General features: G+C 70.2%; 1 protein-coding gene (running past one end of the window). It reads right to left on the reverse strand.

Features of this window, described 5'->3' with window-relative positions:
- Positions 1-25,486, reverse strand: the 3' portion of a protein-coding gene (locus ACSBPH_RS06840; RefSeq protein ID WP_442576838.1) for a Calx-beta domain-containing protein. It continues 3,398 nt past the right edge of the window; 25,486 of the gene's 28,884 nt are visible here — the last part of the coding sequence; the start codon falls outside the window, past its right edge — the gene reads right to left on this strand; the stop codon is at positions 1-3.

Here is a 25,486-nt window from a genome sequence, read left to right on the forward strand (position 1 = left end):
TCAGTCGTCGTTGACGATCGTGACGACACCGGCACCCTTCTGGATGTTCGCAGCGGGGTTCGGCTGCAGCCGCACGACGAACGACTCGGTGGGCTCGACGGCGGCGTCACCCTTGATCGTGAAGGTGATGGTCGCCGTCGTCTGACCGGGAGCGAAAGACACCGTGCCGCTCGCGGCCCCCGTGAAGTCGGTGCCCGCGGTCGCAGAGGCTCCCGTGAGCGCCCCCTCGAGCGAGTAGGCGAGGGTGAGCGAACCCTCCGACGAGGAGCGTGTCACCGTCAGCGTCACCGTCCTGGTGGTGCCGGCGGTCCCCTCGGTGACCGTCGCGTCGCTGATCGACGCCGTCTGCGGCGGCGCGGGCGCGTTCGCGTATTTCACCTCGTCGGTCTTCAGCCGGTAGTCGCCCACCGAGACGACGGTGCCCGTCCCGAGGCCGAAGACTCCCTGTCTGCCGTCGGCGAGCTGGGAGTTGTAGATGACGGATGCCAGGACCTGGCCGTTGAGGGTCACGGTGACCACCGTCGCCTTGAGCACGATGTTGAGCACGTAATCCGTGCCTGCCACGAGGGTGCGGGCGATGGCCTGGTCGATGATCCGGCGGCCCCCCGAGACGTGGCCGACGATGACGCGCTGTCCCGCGACGTCGAGTGCGACGAATTTGTGGTCGGTCGCGGAGTACCAGTCGAACACGAAGCCCGTCGTGCCCACCGCTCGGAAGGTCGACTCGAGCTCGACGTACGCCATCGGGTCGAACTGCGGGACGGCTCCGGCGGGCGTCGCGTTCGGCGATCCGAACCCGATGAGCGTCGCGCCGAGTCCGTTGGCCGCCGTGACCTCGAGCCGCCCGGCGCGCGTCACGCCCGACGCGCCCGATTGGTCGGACGTGATCGCCGTGCCGCTCCCCTCGAAGTAGTCGGTGCGGTCGAGGGTGATCGCGGGCGAGATGACCGTGAGCGCGATGTTGTCGAAGAGGCCGTGCGCCTGATCGGAGCCGAAGCCCACCATGCCGCGGTTGAGCGCGACCTGCTCGCCGCCCAGGATGCGCGGCGCGAAGGTGTAGGTGAGAGCGTTCTTGCCGTCGACGGTGACCGTCACGACGAGTCCGTTGATGACGACGTTGAGGTTGTAGAACGTCCCGGCCTTCACGCCGCCGGGAACCGACCCCTGCGCGAGCGTCGCCCAGCCCCAGCTCGCGCGGTACCCGATGACGAGCTTGTTCGTCGACTGATCGATGCCCGCGAACTTGAAGTCCATCGGGCCGAAGTAGTCGAAGATGACGTAGGCGTTGGCCTTCCAGCCGGCCGTCGGCTTGTCCATCGAGATCTTCGCCGACAGCTCGTAGTACACGGTCTGGTACGCGTCGTCGTACCAGACGGCGACGGCGTCGCCCGTGTTGCTGGCCGCGGCGACCTGCAACATGCCCTGCGACACGGTGAAGACGCCCGAGTCCGCCGCGAAGCCGCCCGTCGTGCCGTCGTTGAAGTCGACTCCCCGCAGCGTGTCGCGGCGTCCGCCGGGGATGTTCCCCGCCTGCGGGTCGGTCGGGCCGCCCGTCTGCGTCTGCCAGTAGCCGTGGTCGGACTGGCGGATGAGGCCGAGCTCGCCGAACGGCTCGCCGTTGCGCTCCTTGTCGCTGCCCTCGTCGGTGGCCCTGGTGAGGTCGACACCTTGGCTGCGGCTCAACGCATAGAGGAATTCCGGCAGCTGCGGCTCGTTCTGGCGGCTGACCGTCGCGATTCCGAACGGGGCGAACGGGACGAGGTAGGTGTTGAACTCGCCCACCCAGTCGATGAGGCGGTCGCCGCCGGTGTTGCCGATCAGGATGTCGAGTCCCGCGCCGCCATAGGCCCGGTCCTGGAAGCTCGAGTTGACGCCGTCGGGCACGTCGTTGAGCCACGTGTCGCCCGCTGTCGTGCACGTGCCGTTCGGCTGGGCGACGAGGCATCCGGAATGCAGGTTGTCGTCGGCATTGTGCAGGTCGTTGCCCCAGCCGCCCCACAGCGTGTCCTGCCCGGTGCCGCCGACGAGCCAGTCGTTGCCGAGGTCGCCGAAGATCGCATCGTTGCCGTCGGAGGCCTGCTTCACTCCCGCCGCGGGCGGCAGCACCGTCGTCGCGGTGCAGTTGCCCTGGTTGTCGACCGCGATGCACGCGATGACGTAGTTGCCGGTGAGGTCTTCGTTGTTGAGGAAGAACTGGTTCGGGAACAGGGCGACGTTGGCGCTGCCCGTGCAGACCTTGCCGTTGGGCGCGTAGGACGTGCAGCCCCAGGTGTTGCCCGAGGCGTCGAAGCGGATCTCGCGGCGCGGGTCGTACTCGTCGTACAGGAGGAACTCGCCGAGTCGCGTCTCGTTGTGGTGGTTCGCGTGCCACGGGTTGGTGTCGGCGCCGAAGTGGAGCACATCGCCGGGGTTCCACGGGTGGGCGAAGTCGATGTACTCCAGGCCGATCGGGGTGCCCGCCGCGTCGAAGTGCTGCACGAAGCCGCCGTTGGCGTAGTCGGTCTGACCGGCGCCGATCGCCTCGGAGCCGCTGATCGCGTCATCGCCCGCCCCGCCGTGGATCCAGTCGCTCCCCCAGCCTCCGAAGATGATGTCGTCGGAGTTGTTGGCGTCGTAGAGCGGTTGGTTGACGACCTTGTTGAGCCCCGCGTTGACGTCGGGGCCGAGGTTGTACACCGTGAGGTCGACCGACTTCACGATCGCGTTCGCGACGTTGATGGTGGCCGTCTGCACCTGACCCGGGGTGTAGATGTACTCGTTGAGCACATCGCCCTGGCTCGTCTTGGTGTCGGGGTCGACCGTGCGCAGGGCGAGGACTCCGTAGAGCGGCTCGGCGAAGGCCGTGCACACCGTCGACGACGCGGCACCCGGGCATGCGGTGTTGCGGCTCGTGAAGATGCGTCCGTCGTCGCCCAGGATGCCGTCATCACCCGTGCCGCCGGAGATCCAGTCGTTGCCCCACCCGCCGATGAGGTCGTCGTTCTGCGCGTCGCCGTAGATGACGTCGTGGTCCGCTCCGCCGTAGACCGTGTCGTCGCCCGTCTCGCCGTGCACCTCGTCGCGGCCGCCCGTCTGCCACGGCGTCGAGCCGGAGAGGAACGACGTGTTGCGCCAGGCGCCGGCGTCGGTGTCGAGCACGAGCGAGCACAGCGGCTGCGTCGGCGAGCCGTTGCAGTCGGCGCCCGGCGCTCCCAGGCCGAAGTTCTCAGGCAGGTAGTCGGGACCGCCGACGGTGTAGTCCAGCAGCGTGACGCCGCGGACCACGAGGCGCTGCGTGCCTGCCGCTGCGCCGCCGAAGGTGTCGTAGTTGAACGTCACGTAGTTCGGTCCGGTCGCCGGCGCGACGCCCACGCCGCCGACGTTGGCGTTGCCGTTGACGTCGGTGTGGCTGGTGCCGACGATCCGGATGATGCGGCCGTTGTCGCCGACGATGGTGTCGGCGTCGCGCGCGTCGAGGTCGGCGGTCACCGTCGAGGTCAGCGCCGTCTGCGTCGCCGAGTTGGTGGCGACGGTCGCACTGCCGTCGGTGCCGTAGCTCTGGTCGTTGATGCCGACGCGGGTTCCGGCCCCGCCGAAGAGGAGGTCGGCGCCGCGGTCGTGACCCGGCCGGTAGTTGAGCGCGGGGTTCACGAGACCGTCGGGGCGCTTGTCGGGCGTCGTGAGGCTGAAGAAGTCGCTCGAGCCTCCCAGGATGTCGTCCTGTCCGAGGCCGCCGAAGACGACGTCGTTGCCGGCGTTGCCCTCCAGGTAGTCCTGACCGTCGGTCGCGGCCTCGACGGCGGCGACGACGACGAGCACACCCGTGTAGTCGCAGACCATGGCACCGGCCGCTCCCACGCAGCCGAGCGGAGTGCGCGAGGCGCCGACATGGGTGGCGTTCGCGTGGTCGTCGATGAAGCGGCGGTACGCGCGGTCGATGTCGCCGTCGCCCTGCATGACGTCGTCGCCGAGCTGGCCGAAGAGGAGGTCGTTCGCCTGGCCGCCCGCGAGGTAGTCGTTGCCCCACGTGCCGGCCCACTTGGTGCCGGTGTCGGAGGCGAGGTCGTGGAAGAGGTTCGTGACGTCGTACTCGGCCCACCACGGCGCGCCGTCGGGGTCGCGGTAGGGCCGCGGCACGCCGTCGACCAGGAGCTGGCCCGAGTTGTTCTCGGTCGGCGTCGGGTAGGCGCTCGGCAGGCCGGCGCAGAGGTTGGACGCCGTCGTGATGTCGCTGCGGCTGTACATCAGGGTGCCGCACAGGGTCTGGAAGCGCCCGCTGGTCCAGTCGCCGGGCGTGCGCACGAGCGTCACGGCGTCGCCGAAGACGATGTCGTCGGCCTCGTCGCCGTCGGCCATGTCGTTGCCGGCGCCGCCGACGATGACGTCGCGTCCGAGACCGCCGAAGATGACGTCGTCGGCCCCCTTGTCGAGGTTGACGCTGCGGATGCCCGTGATGGTCGACAGCGCCGTCGTCTGGATCTTCTGCAGGCGCGGGTCGGGCTCGTTCGGGTCGGCGACGTTCTGATCGATCGCGCCGTGGTCGCCGAAGATGATGTCGTCGTACGCCGTCTCGGGGCTCCCGCCGGCGTTGAGGGCGAAGCCGCCGAGACCGGGACCTGCCGCGCCGTCGCCGTAGATGAGGTCGTAGCCCGCGACGAGGAGGTCGTCGGTGATGCCCGCGACGCCGCCCACGATCGGGGTCAGCGTCGTGCCGTTCGGGATGAAGCCGGCTCCCGTCACCGACGGCTTCGGGCTGCGGTTGATCGTCGCGATCTCGAGGGCGCGGGTCAGGATGTCGACATTGACCCCCGAGTCGCCGTAGATGTGGTCGACGCCGCGGAGGCCGCGGATCTCGTCGTCGCCCGAGCCGCCCGCGAGGTGGTCGCCGGCCTGGCTGCCGATGATGAGGTCGTCGCCGAGGCCGCCGTAGGCGGTGATGCCGACCGAGGGCAGGCTCGTCGGGGCGACGTCGGCGAACAGGCCCGACGCGTCGATGACGTCGTTGCCGCTGTAGTCGAACGGGTTGGCGAGTCCGAAGATCCACTCGTCGTCCTCGTTCTCGGCATCCGGGATGTGGGTGAACGGGTCGAAGGGCTTCGGACCGAACTCCATGCCCAGGTTGTCGCCCGGGGCACCCGAGTACCAGACGCCGTCCTGCGACGTGTCGCCGTAGACGACGAGCGGCGAGCCGGGCCCCGCCGTCTTCGTCTGGTCGCACTGCACGGCGTCGTTCACCAGACCGTCCGGCTGCGCCGCGATCTTGAAGAGGAGGCTGCCGGCCGCGCGGTTGCAGACGGTCAGGATGTCGCCGCCGACCATGACGCCCGTCGAGGAGCGGAACTCGTCCCACGCGGTGAGGGTGAGGGTCACGGCATCCCACACGGCGACGCCCGCCGCGTTCAGGTGCATGCTGGGCGCCCACGCCGTGTTCGCGAACTCCATGACGCTGTCGTTCGCGCCCGAGAACTTCGAGATCGTGAAGGGTCCGGCGAAGCCGGTGATCCGCACCTGCATGCCGACCTTGTAGCCGGCGGCCTTCCAGCTCGCGCCGTCGGTGCGGGTGAGGCTCGACGTCTTCACGTAGACGGGCGTCGTCACCTGGATCTTCACCGGCTGTGCGACGCGCACATCGGTGAGCGACGTGCCGAGCGGCAGGGCGACGGGCGCCGTGATCGTGGCGTCGGGACCGCCGAGGAGCATGACCGAGCCCTCGCCGCAGCCGGGGAACGGGTCGCTGTACGGGCAGGGTCCGTCGGCGAAGCCGAGCACCATGCGCGTGAAGCTCTCGCCGACGAGCTGAATGTGCTGGTAGGCGTGGAGGTACGGATCGCCCGCGTAGTACCCGCTGCCGGGCAGCTTGCCGTTGAAGGCCCAGTTGAGGCCGTCGAGACGGGTGAGCGCGAGCACGGCACCCGGCGCCACGGCGAGGTGCGCAGCCGTCGGCGTCGAGCGGGTCATGTCGAAGACGTTGCGGATCGGCGTGTTGCCGCCGCCGTGCACGGTCGTCAGGCCCCCGTGCGGACCGGGGACGAAGACGGTCTGCGTCGCACTCGCCCTGGAGGGGAGCACGTCGCCGCGATCGAGCGTGAGGGTCTTGCCGTCGGCGGAGATGCCGATGAGGCGCCACGATCCGGGGATGTCCGCGATCTTGACGAGCTGGCCCACGACGAACCCGTCGCCGCTCCAGCTGCCCGTCGCCCGCGTCACGGTCCCGCCCGCGTTGCCGCCCGCGATCGTGACGGGGATCGTGATCGTGACGGGCACGTCCTGCGCGATGACCGTGTGAAGCGCCGTGCCGGTGACGGCGGCGCCCGAGACGAGCACGAGGTACATGACGGTGTTGTCGGTCGTGTCCGACGGATCGTCGTCGCCGAACCCGACGACCCGGAACAGCCCCGTCATCGCGTCGATCGTGACGGGCTGCCCCACGAGGAAGCCCTGCGCCTTCCAGTCGAACGGTGCCGACCGCGAGAGCCGGTAGGCGGAGCCGAATTGGCCCGCCGACGCCGCGAGCGTCACCGTGCCCTTGAGCTTCACCGGCACGTCGGGCTGGAGGGTGCCCTGGATGTCGAGGCGATCGTTGCCCGAGCCGAGGAGCAGGTTGATCACCTCGAGGGTGCTCTTGCCGCCGTCGGTCTCGTACTTGCCGTCGACGAACGAGACGGAGCCGAAGCTGATGCCGCCGGGGAAGATCTGCGGCTCGCCGAACGTCTCGTTCTGCGTTCCGCCGTAGGAGGCGCCGAAGTCGAGGTCCTTGGCCATTCCGAGGCCGCGGAGCGTCGTGGAGGTCATGACGCCCCAGTTGTGCGCGACGCTGCCGTCGCCGTAGACGTTCAGGACGTCGATCTGCTTGGACTCGGGCGCCTGCGCAGCGATCGCGAAGAGCGGTCCGTCCTGCTCGCCGGGGAGCTTGAGCCCCAGCGCCAGCGACCGGTCGGCGCCGGTGACGCCGCCCTCGACGGCGAGCGGCCCGCGCAGGCGCGTGAGCAGGTGCTGCGCGGCGGGGAAGTTCTTGACGCCGGCGCGGACGATCGGCTGGTAGTAGCCGAGGTCGGCGCGCAGCTCCACGTACTGGTCGGTCATCCAGGTGAGCGTCGTGAACGTCGCCTGAGCCGCGATGCGCGTCACGGTGAAGCCCGTGCCGGTCAGCGTCGCGAAGTCGTCGTACGAGACGGGCCGGAACTCCAGCTGCTCGTCGTGCGCGAGGTTCGTGCCGCGGATGTTCTGGATCTTCGCGCGCACGCAGTGGCTGAACCCGTCGCACACCTCGACCCACTGGCCCTCGAGGAAGCCGTCGGCGAGCCAGCCTCCGCCGGTACGCGTCAGGCGGTAGTGGCTGAAGGTGTCATCGCCGGCGGCAGTGCCGATCGACGCCGTGCCGTCCCAGATGCCGCGGCGGGTGAGCACGTTGATCGACGTGTCGTTGACGGCCGAGCCGGAGCATCCGATGAGCGGAGTCGACACCGTGAACGACTTGCCGTCGATCGCGACCGAGGCGACCGTGTAGTAGCCGACGGGCGGCACGCCGCACGCCGCGAACTTCACGCGCATGCCGATCGCGAGGCCCTCTTCGAGGAAGCTCCCGGTGTCGCTGCCGTTGGCCCGCGTGATCGTGTTCAGCACAGGCGAGCCCGAGAAGAGCAGGTTGCCGAGGAAGACGCGGGACGGGATGTCGCCGCCGATCTTGACGTAGCTGCTCGGGGTCACGGCGACCCCGCCGATCGAGACGACGTCGACCAGCCCGTCGGGCGTGATGACGACCCGTACATCGCCGGTCGGGAGCGTCGTGAGACGGATCGTGTACCCGTCGGTGAGGCCCGGCGTCGTGCACGTGGCGTTCCCGCACTTGACGACGACGGTGTCGGGCCCGGTCGGGATCGTCACGACGTTCGCCGTCTCGTCGTCGTAGACGAGGACGTCGGTGCGCTGGTCGCCCGAGCGCAGGTTCGGGAAGCGGTAGGCCGAGGTCGGGTTCTCCTGCGTCCAGGAGATGACGGCCGTCGTCGGGTCTCCCGGATCCGAGTTCGACCGCGCCTGCAGCGTGAGACGCACGGGAGTGTTCCAGTTCGTGCTGTCGAAGCTCAGCAGGTAGTACGTGCCCGTCGTGGTGTTGCTGACCTGCTGCCAGCGCGCCGCGCCGAGACCCGGGTCGAGGATCTGGAGGAGGCGCTGGGAATCGGCATCCATCGAGATCCGCACCCAGACCGTCAGGCCGCCGGGGTCCTTCGCGAGCTGCACGAGAACCTGGTCGGTGCGCTGCGTCGTCGCGCTCCCCTCGATCACGACACCGCGATCGTCGAGGACGCAGTTCGCGGCGTTCGCGGTGCACGCCGCCGACGGCTCGACCTGCGTCACGTAGACGCCCGGCGTGTCGTTGTCGTAGACCCGGACGTTGACCTGGCGCACCGCGGCGCCGTGGAACGAGGCATCCGCCGAGATCACCGAGTGCTGCACGACGACCGTGCGGTCGCCCTCGGAGCGGAGGTCGTCGTACGCGCGGACGTAGACGCGCTGGGGAGCGTTCCAGTCGCCCGCCGTGAAGGTGAGGACGACGGCACGGCCGGCCTCGTCGACCACGACGCCGTTGCGGACGTAGTGGCGCTGGAAGTCGCCGATCGCGTTGCACTCGTCGCCGTACACGGGGCCCTTGTCGATGCAGAGCCAGATGGTGTCTGCCTTGCCGTCGGTCAGGCCGAAGCCGCTCGGGTTGTGGAACGTGTCGCGCGCCTCCTCGTCGGGCGACAGGGCCGCCGAGACGGTGACGTAGACGTTCGCCGTGGGAGCGTGGCTCAGCTCGACCGTGTAGAAGTTGGTCTCCTTGATGGGGCCCGTCGTCGTGCCTTCGCGCACGCTCGTCGTCGTGCCCTGCTCCTTGATGACGACGACCCCTTGATCGGGTGTGGCGAGGTTGTACGGGATGCCGTCGACCGTCGTCCCGTCGTAGCGCGGGTCGTCGGAGAGCACGATGTGGTCGACGGCGCCCGAGATGCCCTCGAGCTCGCGCGTCACGATGTCGGCCGTCACGTCGCCGGCCACCGAGATCTGGTCGGAGCCGAGCCCGCCGATCACGCGGTAGGCGACGCCGTACGCCGTCGAGAGGACGAAGAACTGGTCGTCGCCCTCGAGCCCGTCGATCTCGAGGATCTCGATCGTCGTGTACTTGACGTTGAGGCCCGCACCGTACACGGCCCTGTCGGTGATGACGAAGTCGTCGGCGAACTCGGTGCCGAGCACGACGAGCTTGTCGAAGCCGGTGCCGCCGTCGACGTTGACGGGCGCGTTGACGTTGTACTGCACCTCGTCCTCGCCGCCGCCGGCACGGATGTCGAGCGGGCGGCTCGTCGAGAAGCCGAGGCCGATGACCGGCACGGCCACGCCGTTGGCGTCGAGCGGGATGACGTCGTCGAGCCACATCGTGTTGTCGAGGTCGACGTTGCTGCCGGCGAGGTGGTTGTAGGTGGTGTGCGCGTCGGCGTTGTTGCAGACGCCGTCGCCGTTGCGGTCGTACCGCGTGTAGCCGGGGATCCCCTGGTAGGTGCCGATGAGGCAGGAGCCGAACGGCGCCGTCGTCGGGAAGACGCCGCCTGCAGGGCGGAAGTCGACGTCGGTGAGGCCGCACCCGGCGACACTGTCGGCGTCGGTGTCGCAGACGGCGGCGATCGCGAAGGCCCGGACGATGAACAGGTCGTTGTCGTCGTCGCCGTTGAGCTGGATCTCGGCCTGGTTGGAGTAGACGACGAAGGTGTCGTTGCCCGTGCCGCCCGTCGCGAGCAGCGGCGCATGGGCGCCGGGGCTCAGCCAGCCGCGGGTCGTGGGGACGAGGGCGGGGAAGGTGTCCCCCGGCAGCAGCGCGCCCCCGTCGGGAGCTGACTGGGAGTCGCGCTGCGTGCCGAAGATCTGGCCGATCTGGAAGGTGTCGTTGCCGGCACCGCCGTCGAGGGTGATCGTGGCCTGCGTGTCGTCGACGTAGAAGGCGTCGTTGCCGCCCATGCCGTAGACCGTGATGCGTCCGTTGAGGGCGCGGTCGTAGTTGATCCGCTGCACGAGGGGGCTCGGCTCATTGCCCGGCGTGCGATCGCGGTAGAGGCCGATGCCGCCGTCGGCACTGCCGTTGCCGGCGAGGAGGGCGATGAAGGCCGGGTGATCGGCCTGCTCGGTCGGCGAGCCGCAGACGGTCGGGACGCCCGAGCCGGTGAACGGCGACTCGTTGTCGATGCAGGTGAGCGCCCGCAGGAGCCAGATGTCGTCGGCTCCGCCGCCTGCCCCGTTGAAGGGCGCGTCGGCGGGCTTCAGCGGATCGCTGTCGTAGCCGTAGACGTCGAGCTCGTCGACGCCCGCGCCGGGCAGTCCCGTGTCGAGGACGTTGATGACGTAGTTGCGGATGCTGCCGTGGCTGCCGTTGGTGTAGATGGCGTAGTGGTCGGTCTCGCCCTGGCCGTCGAGGGTGAGGGTATGGCCCGCACCGTTGCCGGCCTGCAGGCCCGTCGGGCTCGTCACGACGTTCATCGACTGGAGGTACCAGACGGTGATCTCGTCCTCGCCGTCGGCGGTGTTCGAGGCGGTCGTCGCGTTGCCGTGGATCGTCGTCTTGGAGCCGAGGAAGATGTAGCCGTTCGAGCCCCACGTCGTCTTGCCGCCCGGCTGCAGGAGGTCCTGACCCGACCGGTCGCCGAGCTGGATGATGTCGACGTCGCTGCCGCCCCACACGTTCGTCTGGCGCCCGGCGACCGGGTTCGCCGTCGACGGCGCGCACGTTCCGACGGGGTAGCCGCTGGCGCCACCCAGGGTCACGTTGCAGTCGGCGACGATGCGGCCGCGCAGGATCATGGTCGTGCCGTACTCGGGGTCGGGCAAGGCGAGGGTGCCGCCCGTGTCGGCATTGCCGTAGTCGCCGCGGATGTCGATCGACAGGTCGGCGAGGATCTGCGTGAACTGGTGCAGCGTGACGTCGTCGCCCACCCGGAGCTCGACGCTCCCCTGCTCGGCGAAGATCGTGCCGTTGGGGATGATGCGCAGGTGGTCGGGGTTGTTGCCCGGCGCCGTGCTGTTGTCTTCGGCGAAGTCCGCGCTGCCGTTGCGGATGAGGTAGAGGTCCTCGTCGAGGTCGGCGGTCTCGCGGACCGTCAGGCGGATGTCGCCGGTCGTCGAGTGCGCGAACACGAGGCGCAGGTACGCGTCGGTCTCGGTGAGATAGATGCCGCCGGATGCCTCGAGCGCGACGTCGTCGGCGACGGCGATGAGCCCCGCATCCGACGTGCCGTTCGCATTGTCGGCGCAGTTCGTGTTCGTGCACGCGAAGGGCGAGCCGACGAGCGAGTCGATCTCGAGGTCGTTGGCCGCGAGCCCGATCGAGCCGCCGTGCGCGTCGATGTCGATCGTCTGGCCGATGACGTCGGCTGACGCGTCGTCGAGTGCGTCGAGGATCGATCCGGCACGCGAGCGCAGCGACACGTTGCCCGTCGAGAGGGAGTCGTCGCCCGCCGTGTGCACGATCCCGATCTGCAGATCACCCGCGACCTGGTCGAGGTAGATGCCGAAGGTCTTGTCGTCGTCGGCCGCCGTGTCGTACGCGTTGAGGATGCCGAGCGGGCCGCCGACGGCATTGACCTGGATCTCGAGGAAGTCGTCCGGCAGGCCGATGCCGCCGACGCCCGAGACGCTGCCGGGCTGACCGAGGCCGTTGTCGCCGGCCGTGAGCGTGATGTTCCGGCCGGTCACGTCGATGCTGTTCGGCGTGCCGGGGCCGCAGTCGAGGTCGTACGCGTCGACGCACGTCGGGTCGTCGTCGGTGTCGATGATGCCGGCGTCGAGCTCGGCATCCAGGATCTTCCGCGGCGAGCGCAGCGTGACGTCCGCAGAGATGGTCGCGAGGGCGCAGGCCGTTCCGACGGCGCCGGTGCACTGTCCCGTCGCGTGGATGTGGCCGACGCGCAGGTCGCCCTTGCCGCTCTGCTCGACGACGGTGATGTTCCCGTTCGTGAGCACGTCGATCTTGCCCGAGCCGTCGGTCAGGCCGCGGCTCACGGAGGTCTCGTCATCGGTCCACGTGGCGTCGACGTCGGTGTACGCGAGGACCGTGATCTCGGTCGCGGCCGACGGGTGCTGAATCGAGATGTTGTGCCCGGCGCGGATGTCGCTGAACTCGTAGTCGGCCTTGCGCGGGCTCAGCGCCGTGCCGAGCGCGACGAGCACGACCTTGCCGCCGATGATGACGGGCTGGTCCACTCCCCCGGTGCAGCCTGCGCCGTCGGGCCGGAAGTAGCACGTCGTCGGCACCGACTCGAGGACGGGTCCGCCCGGGAGGTTGTCGGGCGTGAAGATCTGGACGTTGACGTCTCCGACGACCGCGGGGTCGGTGCCCTCGGCGCTGTCACGGAGGATCACGACGGCGTCGTGGCCGGCCTTGATCGCCTCGATGACCGGGTGGAGCGGGGCGTTGCTCGGAGTGAGCGAGTCGCGGCGGAGCGTCGTGACGTCGAGGAAGATGTCGTTGCCGGCTTCGGCGTCCAGGTGGATGAGCTTGAGGGTCGCCGGCACTCCCTGCTCGCCGGTGTGCGTGATCTGCAGCAGGACGAGGGTGATGGGCTGGGCGACGGTGCCGATGGAGCCGAGTTCGGAGTCGAGGGTGACGCGGTTGGCGGTGAACGTCTCGCCGCCGGGGTCGCTGCCGCGGAGGATCGAACCGCGGTCGTTGACGATGGTGAGAGATCCGAGGGGGTTGAAGATGTCGCCGTCGATGGTGACGTCGTAGCCGGTCGTCGCGGAGCCGCGGAGGCTCTCGATGACGACGTCGGTCGCGGGGAAGATGTGCTCGATCTTCCAGAACCATTGCGTCGCTGCCACGGGAGGCGCGTGCGGGCCGTTGTCGACCGAGACGTTGATGATCGCCTCGGGCGTCACCGACAGGTCGGCGTTGACCGTGTTGATCGACATGCTCGGGATGCCGCCGGTGCCCTTGAGGTAGACGGCCTTGTCGGAGGAGTTGATGATCCGCACCGAGTTCCACGTCTCCTGCATGTAGAAGATGCCGAGGGAGCCGTGGATGAGCCCGTCGCACAGGCCCGTGCAGCCGTTCGGGTGGTTAGCCTCGAAGAGCGCCTCGGGCTTCTCGTCGTACAGGATCGGGTCGATCCAGATCGTCCCCGTGCCGATGACGTCGCCGACGTTCAGGGCCGGCCCGGAGATCGTCTCGCGCACCGTGACGTTGTCGGTCTTTGCGACGATTCGCCCCGACGCGTCGACGATGAGCACGGGGTTCGGCTCGCCGAGCAGGTAGACGGTGGACTCCCACAGGATGTCGCGGCCCGGCTCGTAGACGAGGTCGGCGTCGGCGCTGCCGAAGTCGAACAGGCCGCCCGAGCGGTGCGCGTGCACGTAGAGCTTCGTGTAGTACTGCAGGGCCGCGACGTGGAGGTCGGCGGTACGCACGACCGACTCGTCGGCGCCGACGACCGAGGCGCTGGACTGCACCGTCACCTTGGCGCGGGCGTCGGTGTCGCCGCCGCCGCAGCCGCAGTTGGAGTTCGCGTCGGCCTGGAGGTTGAGGCTCTCGTTGGCCGCCCGGAGGTAGACGCCGGCGCCCTCGATCGACGACCCGGTCTTGATCTCGACCTTGCTCTGGCCGCCGAAGCGGACGTAGGCCCCCGCGTCGGAGTCGGCTCCGAGCGCGTAGGCATCGGAATCGGAGCGGGCGATGCCGCGGACATCGACAGCGGTCCCGACGACGGCGCCCGTCAGGTCGTTGACGCCGAAGGAGCGTCCGAAGGCCGCCGAGAGCTGGATCTGGCCGCCGGTGAGGATGCTGCCCGTCCCGGTCACGGTCGTCGTGACCTTCGCGCTGTGGTCGTGGCCGATCTGCACGCCCTGGTTCTCGTCGTCGTTGGCGTCGGCGTTCGTGCCGAGGCCGCCCGACCCCGACGACGCGCGTGCCGTGCCGTCGACGCCGGCCGCGGCATCCACCAGCACCGTGCGGTTGGCCGACAGGTCGCCGCCGATCTCGGTCGAGACGGCGAAGCCGATCTCGAGGTCGACGTCGGTGTCGGCACCGGCGATGAGGCCGCCGGTGCGGTTTACCGCCTCGCCGTTGGCCGTCGCGAAGCCGAACGCCGTGATCGCGATGTCGCTGGATGAGAAGACGCTCGCCCCGTCGCGCACCTTGACGGTCGTCGTGACGATCTGGTCGGACGTCGCGTTCGAGGCGCCGAACTTGGCGAAGCCGCCGCCCTTGCCCACCGAGCTGACGGCGGCGTTGGCGTAGTTGGTGCCGCCGATCTTGACCGAGCCGCCGCGGATGGTGCCCGCCTGCACGTCGGTCGTGACGGTGGGCGAGGCCTCGACCTCGGAGTACACGTCGCTGAAGCTGAAGAAGCCGCCGCCGATGCCCGTCGAGGTCGCGCTCGCCACGCCGTTGGCGCCCCCCGCGAGGTCGGCCAGCAGCGCACCCGGGCCGCCCACGCCGATCAGCACGTGCGGCGCGCCGGTGAGCGAGCCGGTGAGGTCGATGTAGAGCTGCTGGGTGCCCGTGCCGTTGGACACCGTCGCGATGCCCTCGTTCACGAGGCGGTGGGGCCCGGACTTGCTCACGAGGCCCGTCTGGATCGTGCCCGCGGCATCCTTCAGCACGAACTGCGTGCCGGTGAGAACGCTGATGTAGTACATCCGGCCCTCGACGAGCCCGACCGACTCGTACCCCACCCGGCGCAGCCGGTGGTCGGCCTTGAGACCGGCGGGGGTCGTGTCGGGCGCCAGCCCGATGATCTGCACGTTCGTGCTGCACGGAGTGTTGTTGTCGGCGTTGTTCGGGCCGCTCGGCGTCGGGTCGTACGTGCCGTAGCCGGCGTGGCAGGCGGAGTCGGCGAGCCGGATGGTGTGGTCGCCCGACGGGAAGCCCGCGACGTTGATCGAGGGATCGACGATCCAGACGTGCTGCCCGTCCATGAGGCCCGAGATCGCGGCCCCGTTGGTGACGCTGTAGATCCACTCGCTGCCGCCGATCGAGCCGTGGCTCGGGGCGTAGATGGTGTTCCACGAGGCGTTGTGCTGGATGACCCCGTTGGAATCCTGGTCGAGCTTGCCCGAGCCGTCGGTGTGGACGTCGACGAGGCTCGACTTGAAGTCGATCGTCGCTGGTGCGTGGTAGACGACGGCGCGCCCGTCGAGGCCCGCGGTGCTCCCGATCGTGAAGATGCTGCCGGCCGTGAGCGTCGGGTTCGTGAGCGAGACGACCGTGGTGCCGTCCTGCGTGAGCGGCGTCGTCGACAGGCGCAGGTCGAACTCGTCGACGGCGTAGACGTAGTACGCGTTGCCGCAGGTCAGGCCCGCGATCGGAAGCGTGCCGAGCGCCGTGCCGCCGTTGCAGTTGTAGACGACGCGGTCACCGGTGCGGAAGTTGTGCCCGCCGGGGAAGTGCAGCGTCGCGGTCGCGGCCTGCACGATGCCCGTCGCATCGAACTGCACACCGAGGCGCAGCGTGTTGTCGTCGACCTTGATGACGCCGTACGTGCGGCCGTCGCCGAGGCCGGCGATCGCATTGGGGTTCGGGATGATCCCCTTCTGCACGTCCTCGTCGTCGGAGGCGGGAGCGCTGTAGGTCACCGTCGCGCCGGTGTTGAGGCCGTGCGGGAGGGCGAAGCAGACGGTGTCGGCGCCGTTGCAGTCGATCCCCTGGATGGTGCCGTCCGACAGCGGCGTGAGCGCCGCGCCGTGCTGGGCCGTCAGCGAGAAGAGGGCGCCGGCCTGGGCGAACCCGCCGGTCATCGTGGCCGAGACCGTGGGCTTGTCGACCGACTTGGCCGTGAAGCCCGCCTGGATGTCGATGAGGCCGCCGGAGGTCGCGTTGGCGTAGGAATCGGCATCCGTCAGCGACTGCGCGAGCACCGTCAGCGCGCCGCCCGATGTCACGTGGCCGCCGCCGAGCGAGGCCGCGACCTCGGGCTGCGTGTTGGCCTCGGCCGTCGAGGTCGACACCGCGACGAGGCCGATGCTGAGGCTCGAGACGCTCGAGTTCGTCGCGTCGTCGCCGATCGCCTTGACGAGGATGCTTCCCGCGCCGGCGTCTCCGACCGTGCCGCCGACGGCCGGGTCGAAGTGCGTCGACCCGACATTCCCGTCGATGGATGCCTTGGTCTTGGCGTTGTCGACGGCGCTCGGGTAGATCACGCTGATGCTGATGCCGCCGAAGCCCTTGCCGCCGGCGACGGCGGTGGAGCGGTTGACCGCGTGGGCGTAGACCTGCAGCTGCTGGGTGACCCCCGTGACGGATGCCGTGCCGCCGACCACCGCGGAGGTGACGGTGCTCGCCGTGATCTTGGCGTCGGCCGAACCGCCCGTCACCGACCCGAGGCCCGTCGCGAGCACCTTGAGGGTCGCGGTCACGGTGTTCGTGGCGTCCGCTTCGACGTTGACGTTGCGCGCGGCCGTCACGGCGCCGTCCCAGCGCGCCGTGGTCGGGGCGGAGATCTCGGCGGTCGGGGCGCTCACGGCGACACCGAGCAGGATGCCGCCGGTCATGACGTTGGACTTCGCGTCGGCGGAGTTGTGGCTGATGGCCCGGATGTCGACATCCGCCCCCGCCAGCGACAGGGCGCCGCCGCCGGAGGCCTTCGTCTCGCCGGTGATCTTCGCGTTGCTCGAGCCGATGGCGAGGGACGCGAGGGCGACCGACCCGGTCTGGATGTCGGAGGTCGCCGTGTTGTGCGCGTCGGCGCGGACGAACAGGGCCCCCGCTGCCGTGATCGCGCCGTCGAGGGTCGCGATCGTCGAGTTCGCGACGATCGCGACGGCCACGAACGCCTTGAGGTCGGCCAGGCCCGCGACCGACGCGGAGTCGATGATGCCCTGCGCCTTGTTGCCGGTGCCCTGCGTCTGCGCCTTGATCGTGATCGTGCCGGTCGAGCCGAGGCTCGACCCCGTCTCGGCGATGGCCTTGATGTACGCGTCGGACGTGATCACGGCGCTGGCCCACGCGCCGGAGAGGCCGACGAGCGAGCCGGCGTACAGCTCCGTGCGGGTGTCGGCGGTGTTGGCGGCCGTCGCGATGACGTCGATCGCGGATGCCCCGCTCACGGTGCCCGTCGCCTTGGCGAGGGTGTGGCCCGACAGCTCCGAGAAGACGACCGTGATGCCGATCGTGACGCCGCCCACGGCGACGCCGGGAGCCCGGACGTTCGCGGTGTTCGTCGCCGTCGCGGCCGACTCGACGGCGCCGCCCGTGGTCGTATTGCCGCCGACGACGGATTCGAGGTTGCGTGCGGAGTCGGCGCGGGCGACCGTGAGGCCGATCGCGACGCCGCCGATCGTCACGTTGAGGGTCTTCGCGTCGACCGTGCGCGTGCCGGTGGCCGTCACATGGACGCCGCCGGAGCCGACGGTGCCCGACGGAGACGCCCCCGCCGCCGCGGTGCCCTCGAGGGTCACGAAGGTGAGCACGCCGCCGATCGCCCCGATGCCGCCCGAGACGCTGACGCCGCGGCCCGTGACGTGGATGTCGTCGATCGTGGCGGCGTTGAAGCTCTGGACGTTGCCGGTGCCGCCGACGGTCACGGTGCCGGTGTCTGCACGGTTGTCGCCCGTGACGCTCACGACCGACACCGAGATGCCGGCGGCGATGGCGCCGACCGCGAGGCCGATCGACCAGCTCTCGAGCGTGCGGTCGGCCTTCGACGAGACCGTGACGCCGCCGCCCGCGCGCAGGATCTGCGCGCCGCCGTCGATGTGGGCGTGCTGCGTGCCGCTGTCGTTGATGACGACGACCTGGCCGCCGATCCCGACGAGTCCGACCGCGCCCGAGAAGCCGAATCCGACCGAGTCCTCGATCATCTCGGCCTTGACCGCGACGCTTCCCGATCCGCCCGCGCCGGCCGTGATCCGGCCCGTGGAGGTCACTCCGGCATCGGTCACGCTCTTGATGTTGAGCACGAGCACCGAGATGCCGACGCCGACGGCGCCCACCGCGCCTGCGCCCGCGACGCCGAGGATCGTCAGCCTGTCGATGGCGAAGACGTGCACGTGGCCGCCGGCGATGATCGTCGCGCCGACCGTCGCGGTCGTGCCGCCGGTCGGCGGCGTGCCGAGAGCGTCGGTGCCGGGGTTCGTCGTGGGGGCCGCCCCCGCGATGGTGCCGTTCACGCCGCCGAGCTGGCCGGTCAGGCGGTCGTTCGTCTTGGACTCCGAACCGGAGTTGAGCTTCCACTGGGCGGAGGCGGAGTCGGGCGCCGCGTTGCCGGGGTTGCCTGTGATGGCGACCTTGGCCGAGTAGTTCGAGCCGCCGTACGAGACGAGCGCGCCCTCGCCGTAGTCGGTGTTGGGGTCCCACGCGGGGGCGGGGCCGGCGGTCGTGCCGCCGAGTGCGTCCTTGTAGCCGCCGTCCCCCTTGGCGACTTCGCCGCCCTGCTGCACCGAGTTGAGCGTGCCGCCCGGACGCCAGTTGGCGCTGACGTAGTCGTCGCTGTTGTCGGAGTGGAAGGTGTCGTGGTCGGCCACCGGGTCGATGCCCGACAGGCCGTCCTTCTTGGCCGTGTAGTACCTGCCGTCGGAGCCCTTGACCTCGTCGCCCTTGTTGTAGACCTGCGTCGACGAGTAGTCGCCGCGCCCGAAGACGCTCGTCGCGGAGAGCCACTTGGCGGGGTTGTCCTTGGGCGAGGCGCCGCCGACGACGTTGTCCTCCTTGGCGGAGTACTTCTTGCCGTCGTTCGTGTCGGTGACGACGTCGCCCTTGCGGTAGGTCGTGCCGGCGTTCCAGTTGCCGCGGTCCTCGCCGCCCGAGGCGGCGTGGTACTCGCCCGTCGGCGTCGTGCCGATCGTCCAGACCGAGACCGCAGCGGCCACCCCGACGAAGCCTCCCGCGAAGCTGACGGCGAAGGTCGAGACATCCTTCTTCGACAGGGCGTAGACCTCGACATCGCCGCTGCCGGCGGTGACGACGAGTCCCGACCCGAGGGATGCCTGCACCGACGTGTTCGCGACGCCCACGTCGACGCCGCCGGCCACGCCGACGAATCCGCCCGCGATGCCGCCCGCGATCGTGAGCGACGTGAAGGCGTCGGTGGCCGAGACGTTGACGCCGCCCGACGAGGTGACCGAGCCGCCGGCGCCGATCGCCGCCTTGACCGAGATGGTGAGGAGGGTCACCGCGACGCCGCCGGCGACGCCGACGAAGCCGCCCGCGACGGCCGGCACGAGGCCGAAGATGTTCTCCGAAGAGTCGGCGCGGACGATGACGCCCGAGAAGTTCTTGCGCCCGAAGCCGCCCGCGCTGACGCTGCCGTCGGCGACCTGGCCGATCGCTGCTCCTGCCGCTCCGGCCGACACGGTGCCGTTCGGGCCCAGGTATGCCGCGACCTTCTTGTTCACGACCGCGACGCCCACCGCGGCGCCGACGCCGACGTACCCGCCCGCGATGGCGACGGTGATGAGCAGGAGCCGCGTGTCGTCCTTGGCCGAGACCAGGACGTTGTCGCCCGCCCGCAGCGTCGGCCCGTTGCCGAGGCACTCGTAGGCGTTCGGCCCGGTCGGCGTGCCCGAGCACGCGAAGGTGTTGACGTTCAGCACGGTGACCGCGACCGTGCCGGCGATGCCGACCGTGCCGCCGCCGGCGCCGACGGCCACCGAGACGACGGTGTCTTTCGCGTTGGCGGTCACCGAGATGTCGTCGCGCGCGTTGACGGTCGAGCCGGTGCCGATCCAGGCCGAGGTGTCGAGGTTCACGACGCGGACGGCGACGGGGACCGCGATGCCGGCTGTGCCGCCGATGGCGAGGGATGCCGCGATCCCGAGCTCGTAGTACTGGTTGGCCGCCGCGACGCGGACGCCTTGTGCGCCGCTGGCACCGCTGACGTTGGACGCGCACGTCGCGCCACAGTTCACCTGGGCGTCGTGCCCGATGTGCGCGGAGGTGCGGACGTTGTTGACGGCGACGGAGCCGGCGATCGCGACGCCCGCCGTGCCGCCGATGGCCACCCCGACGCCGAACGCGCCGACGTCGTCGGTGTTCGTCGCGGTGACCGCGACGCCGGAGAAGGGCGCGTCGGTCGACGTGATCGTACGGGGACCCATGGCACTCGGGTCGCCGGCGGGAGCCGTGCCCGACTTCGTGATGCTGTGACCGCGGCCGGTCGTGCCCACGAGCGAGAACGTGATGGGCGTTCCGCCCTCCGTGCTCTTGCGGTCCAGCAGCTGGAAGGTGTTGCCGCCGAGGCTCTTGTAGAAGTACGTCTGTCCGTCGACGAGGCCGCCGATGGCCACCCCGCCGCCGGCGGAGTAGACGACCGCGTCGTCGTCGGCCGCGCCCACCGCGTAGGGAGTCGTGATCTGGTTGCCCGAGACGGCCGTCTGCGGGTTGAAGCGCGGGGTGTTGTCGACGGGAACATTGGCCTGGTCGATGCGGAAGAAGCGCTGGTTCTCGGTCGAGCCCTGGTCCGTGATGTTGACGGGAGCGCCGCCCTTGGTGAGCGAGACCTGGTACGTGTTCGCCGTCGCGTTCACGATCCAGTAGATGCCGCGGTGGACGAGCCCGTCGGCCCCGCAGTTCGGGTCGGACGAGACGTCGCAGCCGGCGTCGTACTGCACCTGCTGATCGTTCTGGAAGCCGTGGTTCGGCACCGTGATCGTGTCGGTTCCGACGTTGACGTCGGACGGGGCGAAGCGCAGGTCCACGGTCGAGACGGTGTAGCTGCCGTTCGTCACCGTGACGGGCGTGAGGCCCTTCGCGTTGACCCTTGCGAAGTCGCCGATCCACGCGTGCGTGTCTTTCGAGGTCACCGGGATGGCGACGGATGCCCCGACCCCGGCCGTACCGCCCACCGAGATGTTGCCGCCGATGACGTTGAGCACGAGGCTTTCGTCGGCTGCCACTCGCACGCTGCCGTCGACGTCGACGACCGCCGCCGTGCCCGAGCCCGTCGCGTTCGCGATGTAGGCCTTCGTGACGATCGTGAGCGACGAGACGGCCGCGTTGACGTTGACCGCGGCGGTCCCCCCGAAGCCGCCGCCGACGGAGATGCTCGTGACGGTCTCGTGCGACTTCGCGTCGATCATGAGGTTGCCCGAGCCGCTGATCGACGTGCTCGTGCCGATCCAGGCCTGAGTGTCCTTGCCGATCACCTCGACGTCGACACCGGCGCCGACACCGGCCGTGCCGCCGACGGTGAGGGTGCCCGCGAGCGACAGCACGGTCGTGGTGTCCTGCGCGAAGACGGCGATGTTCGTCGTCGGCATCGAGACCGTCGCGCCGTTGTCGATGTGCGCCCACGTCGTGTCGCTGAGGACATCGACGACCACGGCCCCCGCGACACCGGCCGTGTTGCCGCCCGCCCCGGCGACCGCGACGTACTTCCAGTCGCCGGACTGGGTGGCGCTCACCGTGAGCCCGGCGCCCCCCGCCTGGACGTCGGCCCCGCCGCCGACGGAGGAATCGACGTCGGAGTCGCGGACCACGACGACCGCGGCCGCACCGACGCCGGCCGAGCCGCCGCCGATCGCGAGGTTGCCCGAGGCGAGCGCGCCCCCCGCTGTGCGCCCCGCGAGCACCTGCACCGCGCCCTGCGCATGCACGGCGCTCGAGCCGATGCGCGCGGCGACCTTCGGCGACGAGCCGCCCTGGTTGAAGACGAGCACCACGACCGAGCCGGTGACGGCGGCGGAGTTGAGGCTCAGTCCGCCGGCGACGGCCAGGATGAACCAGTCCTCGGTCGCGGTCGCCTGGACGGTGACCGATCCGCCGGTGCGGACGGCCCCGGAGTCGCCGATCCATGCGCGCACGTTGGAGTTCGCGACTCCCACGACGATCGTGATGCCGACGCTCGCGGAGCTCTGGCTGAGCGAGAGCGTACCGCCGATGTCGATGAGGTGGAGGTTGTCGGCCGCGCTCACCGTGACGGTCTGCCCGAATCCGCCGATGAGTCCCTGCTGGTTGACCTGCGCGCCGTTGCCGATCCAGGCCTGCGTGTCGAAGTTCATCACCTCGACGATGAACGCGCCGCTGATCGCGGCGCCGCCTGAGCTCGCACCGCCCGCGATCGCCACCGACGAGAGCGACAGCCACTCCAGGTGTCCCTTGAGCGGCTTGGGGACGTCCGGCGTCAGGGGCACGAGGATGCTCGACGCCGTGACGGATGTGCCGCCCGCAGCGTCGGTGCGCGTCGTCGTCGCGAGAGTCGTGCCCGACTGGATGGAGGCCTTCGTCGTGATCTCGAGGTAGTCGACGGCGAACGCGCCGCCGACGGCGGCGTCGCTGCCCGTCGAGAGTGCCCCCGCGATCGCGAGGTTCTGCAGCCCCAGCTTCTGCGTCGCGGTGACGGCGATGCCGCCCTGCGGCGCCGCGACAACGGCTCCGGGGAGGACTCGGGCTTCGGTCGTGAGCAGGAGGATCTGCACCGTCACGCTGCCCGCCACGGAGGTGCTCTTGCCGCCGCCTGCCGCGAACGACCAGATGACGAACTCGTTCTGCCCGCCCGGGGGCACGATCGCGGCGACCGTGATGCCGGTCGTGCCGGTCACGTGCGCACCGCCGCCGATCTCCGCGATGTTGTCGACGTCCTGCACGTTCAGGCCGATCGTGGCGCCGACGCGCGTGCCGCCGCTCTCGAGATCGATGGCCGAGCCGAGTCCGAAGGCGTTCGCCCGGAGGAGGAACACCGAGGTGACCGAGACGGCGCCGACCGTCGCCGTCACGGTGGCGGCCGACCCGATGCGCGCCGTGGACGAGCCCGAGAACCAGTTGACGCCGACGGCCGCCGCGACAGCGGTCGTTCCCGAACCCGACGATTGACCCGACTGACCCGACTGTGAGCTCTCGGCGCCCGATGTGCCGTTGGACCCGTTCGTTCCGCCGGTGGACGTCGGCATCGACGCGGTGCTGCTCTTCGTGCCCGCGGTGTTCGGGTTGTCGCCGTTGACAGCCCCCTGCGACTCGCTGTCGCCGGACTTGCCGCCGCTGTCGGCACTCTCGGCGCCCTTGGCGCTGGCGACCGACTTCGACTCGGTGCGGGCCTCCGACGCCGCGGCGACGGTGACGCTCGTGCCCTGCACGTTCCCGGCGATCTCGGCGAGGGTCGCCCACCCGACGATCGCATTGACGACGACGTTCGCGCCGACCGCCGTGCTCTTGCCCGCGGCATCCGCTCGGCCCTCCGAAGCCACCCACGAGGTGTGGGTCGCCCGCACGTCGACCGCGCCGGTGCCCACGTAGTTCTGCGTCGAGGTGCCGATCCGTGCGGTGACGTGGTCGTCGACGCTCACGACGAGCGCGACGACCGGGGTGACGGCGGTGTTTCCCGCGCTGCCGCCCTCGGCCTTCGTCGCGAGGTCGCGGAAGCCGATGGCCTCCACCGTGAGGCCCACGCCGCCGGTGATCCGGGCGTTGTCACGGATCTCGGCGGTCACGTCGTTCCCGTCGATCACCTGCAGTGCGAACGAGGCGCCGACGCCGGTGGCCGATCCGACGCTCGCCTTGCTGGTGGCGGTGGCGGTGTCGCGCTCGTTGCTCTGCGCGCGGACGACGGATGCCGCGGACGACAGCGTGACGACGGCTCCGGCCGGCACCAGGGCTTCGATCGTGCTGCTGAGCACGTTGATCGCGAGGGCTCCCGCAACGCCGACGCTCGTGGACTTGCTCGCTCCTGCGCGTGCCACAGAGGTGATCTCGTGCTCGTACAGCCGGAACAGCTGATCGTTGGTCGGCGAGGTCGGCAGGGCGACGCCTTCGCCGACGGTCGCGCTCTGAGCCACCCACGCGTGGCTGCCGTTGCGCTTGTAGAAGCCCGGAGCGTGGGCCCCGTCGGTCGCGGTCAGCTGGAACCAGCTGTCCTCGGCGATCTGGTCGGTCGGGAGCTGCGACTTCTGCGCGACGGCGTTCTTCGTGACGAACACCCACGCGCCGCCCTCGCCCTTCCACACGCTTCCGGCGGGGTGGCCGTCCTTCTCGTCGTTCAGCACGTACCAGTTGCCGTTGGTGACCGAAGCCGGCAGCTTGTCGACCGTGCCGGTGAGGCTGACGTTCGTCTCCATGCTCCAGCTGCCGCCGGAGTACTTGTACAGGCCGTCGTCACCGCCCGACGCGTTGTCGCCGTCGGCGTTCGTCGTGACGAAGATCAGGTCGCCCTCGCTCGGCCCGGGCAGCTGCTCGCCGGACTCGACGGTCTCCCAGCGCTTGGCGGCGTCGTTCCAGCGGCGCACGACGTCGTTGCCGTCGCCCTGGAGCATCTCGGCGACGACCGTCAGGCCCGTCGCCGTGATCGTCGCAGTGCCGACGGTGGCGCGCACCGTGATGTCGACGGCCTGCACCGCGACGCCTGCGCCGATGCCGACCGAGCCCTTCGTCGCCGTGTCACCGCGCGCATCGGCCAGGGAGTCGGTGTCGCCACGGGCGATGAGCGAGACGGCGCCGCCGGCCTGCACGACGACCCCGGTGCCGAAGCGCGCCGTGACCGTGCCCGAGACGACCGCGATGGCGATGGCCCCGGCGATCGAGACCGAGTTGCCGCTCGACGAGCCGCTGGAGTTCTGGCCCGTCGCCGCCTTCGGCGTCTGGCTCGTGGAGGTGCTGCCGCCACCGTTCGCAGACTTCGTCGTCTTCGCGCTGGCGAGGTTGTCGTCGGCCTTCTGGTTGACGTCCTTGCCGCCCGAGTCCTTGCCCTCGGACTCCGAAGCGCCCTGCGCGGCGGCCTTCGCGGTCGTCTTCGCGTCGATGCGCTGGGTCGCGGTGAACGATGCGGCGCCCGTGGTGGTGAGGCTGCGGTCGCTGCCGGATGTCGACGAGATGTCGTCGAGGATCGCGAGGGCGAGCGAGACGCCGATTCCGGCGGTGGTGCCGGCGACCGTCGAGCCCTTCGCCGTGGTGTCGGCGGTGACGGTCTGGGTGGAGGTGGCGGCGATGCTCGACGCGGTGAGCGGAGCGGTGCCGTTTCCGATGGATGCTGCGGTGTGGACGGTCGCGATGACGATGGCGACCGCGGGGGTGATCGTGACGCTCCCGCCTGCGGCGCCTGCTTCTGCCTCGGTGGTGAGCGCGACGGTGTGCGTGGCGGAGATGGTCAATGCGCCTGCGCCGGTGAGGGGGGGCCCGCGGGTGGCGTGCGTCGCGGCGGAGATGCCGCTGTACACCTCGTGCGTCACGAGGTTGAGACCGAAGGCCGCCCCGATGCCGACGGTGCCGTCGCCGGTCTGCGTCGCCTTGCCCGAGGCCTTGTCGGTGCTCTTGGATCCTGCCGTGAAGCTCGCCGTGCCACCGGTCAGCACGACACCCTGCAGGGGCGCGCCGGGCTGCGGCGTCGGCGCCGGGTCGGCGTCGAGGACGGCCCGGGTGTCTTCGTCGACGAGGTTGATCGCGAAGGCGCCGGCGACTCCCAGCGTGCCGCCGGTTCCGGTGGCCCCGGCCTGGGCGACGGCCTCGAAGGTGTGCGTGTCGTCCGGGCCGGCGGTCTTGACCGTGGCCGAGACGGCGAGCGAGGCGGCCTGCAGCGAGGCGCCGATTCCCAGACCTGCCTCGTTGATGAGGCGCACCTTGTTGACG

This window comes from Microbacterium sp. F51-2R (assembly GCF_052180235.1).
Classification (GTDB): domain Bacteria; phylum Actinomycetota; class Actinomycetes; order Actinomycetales; family Microbacteriaceae; genus Microbacterium.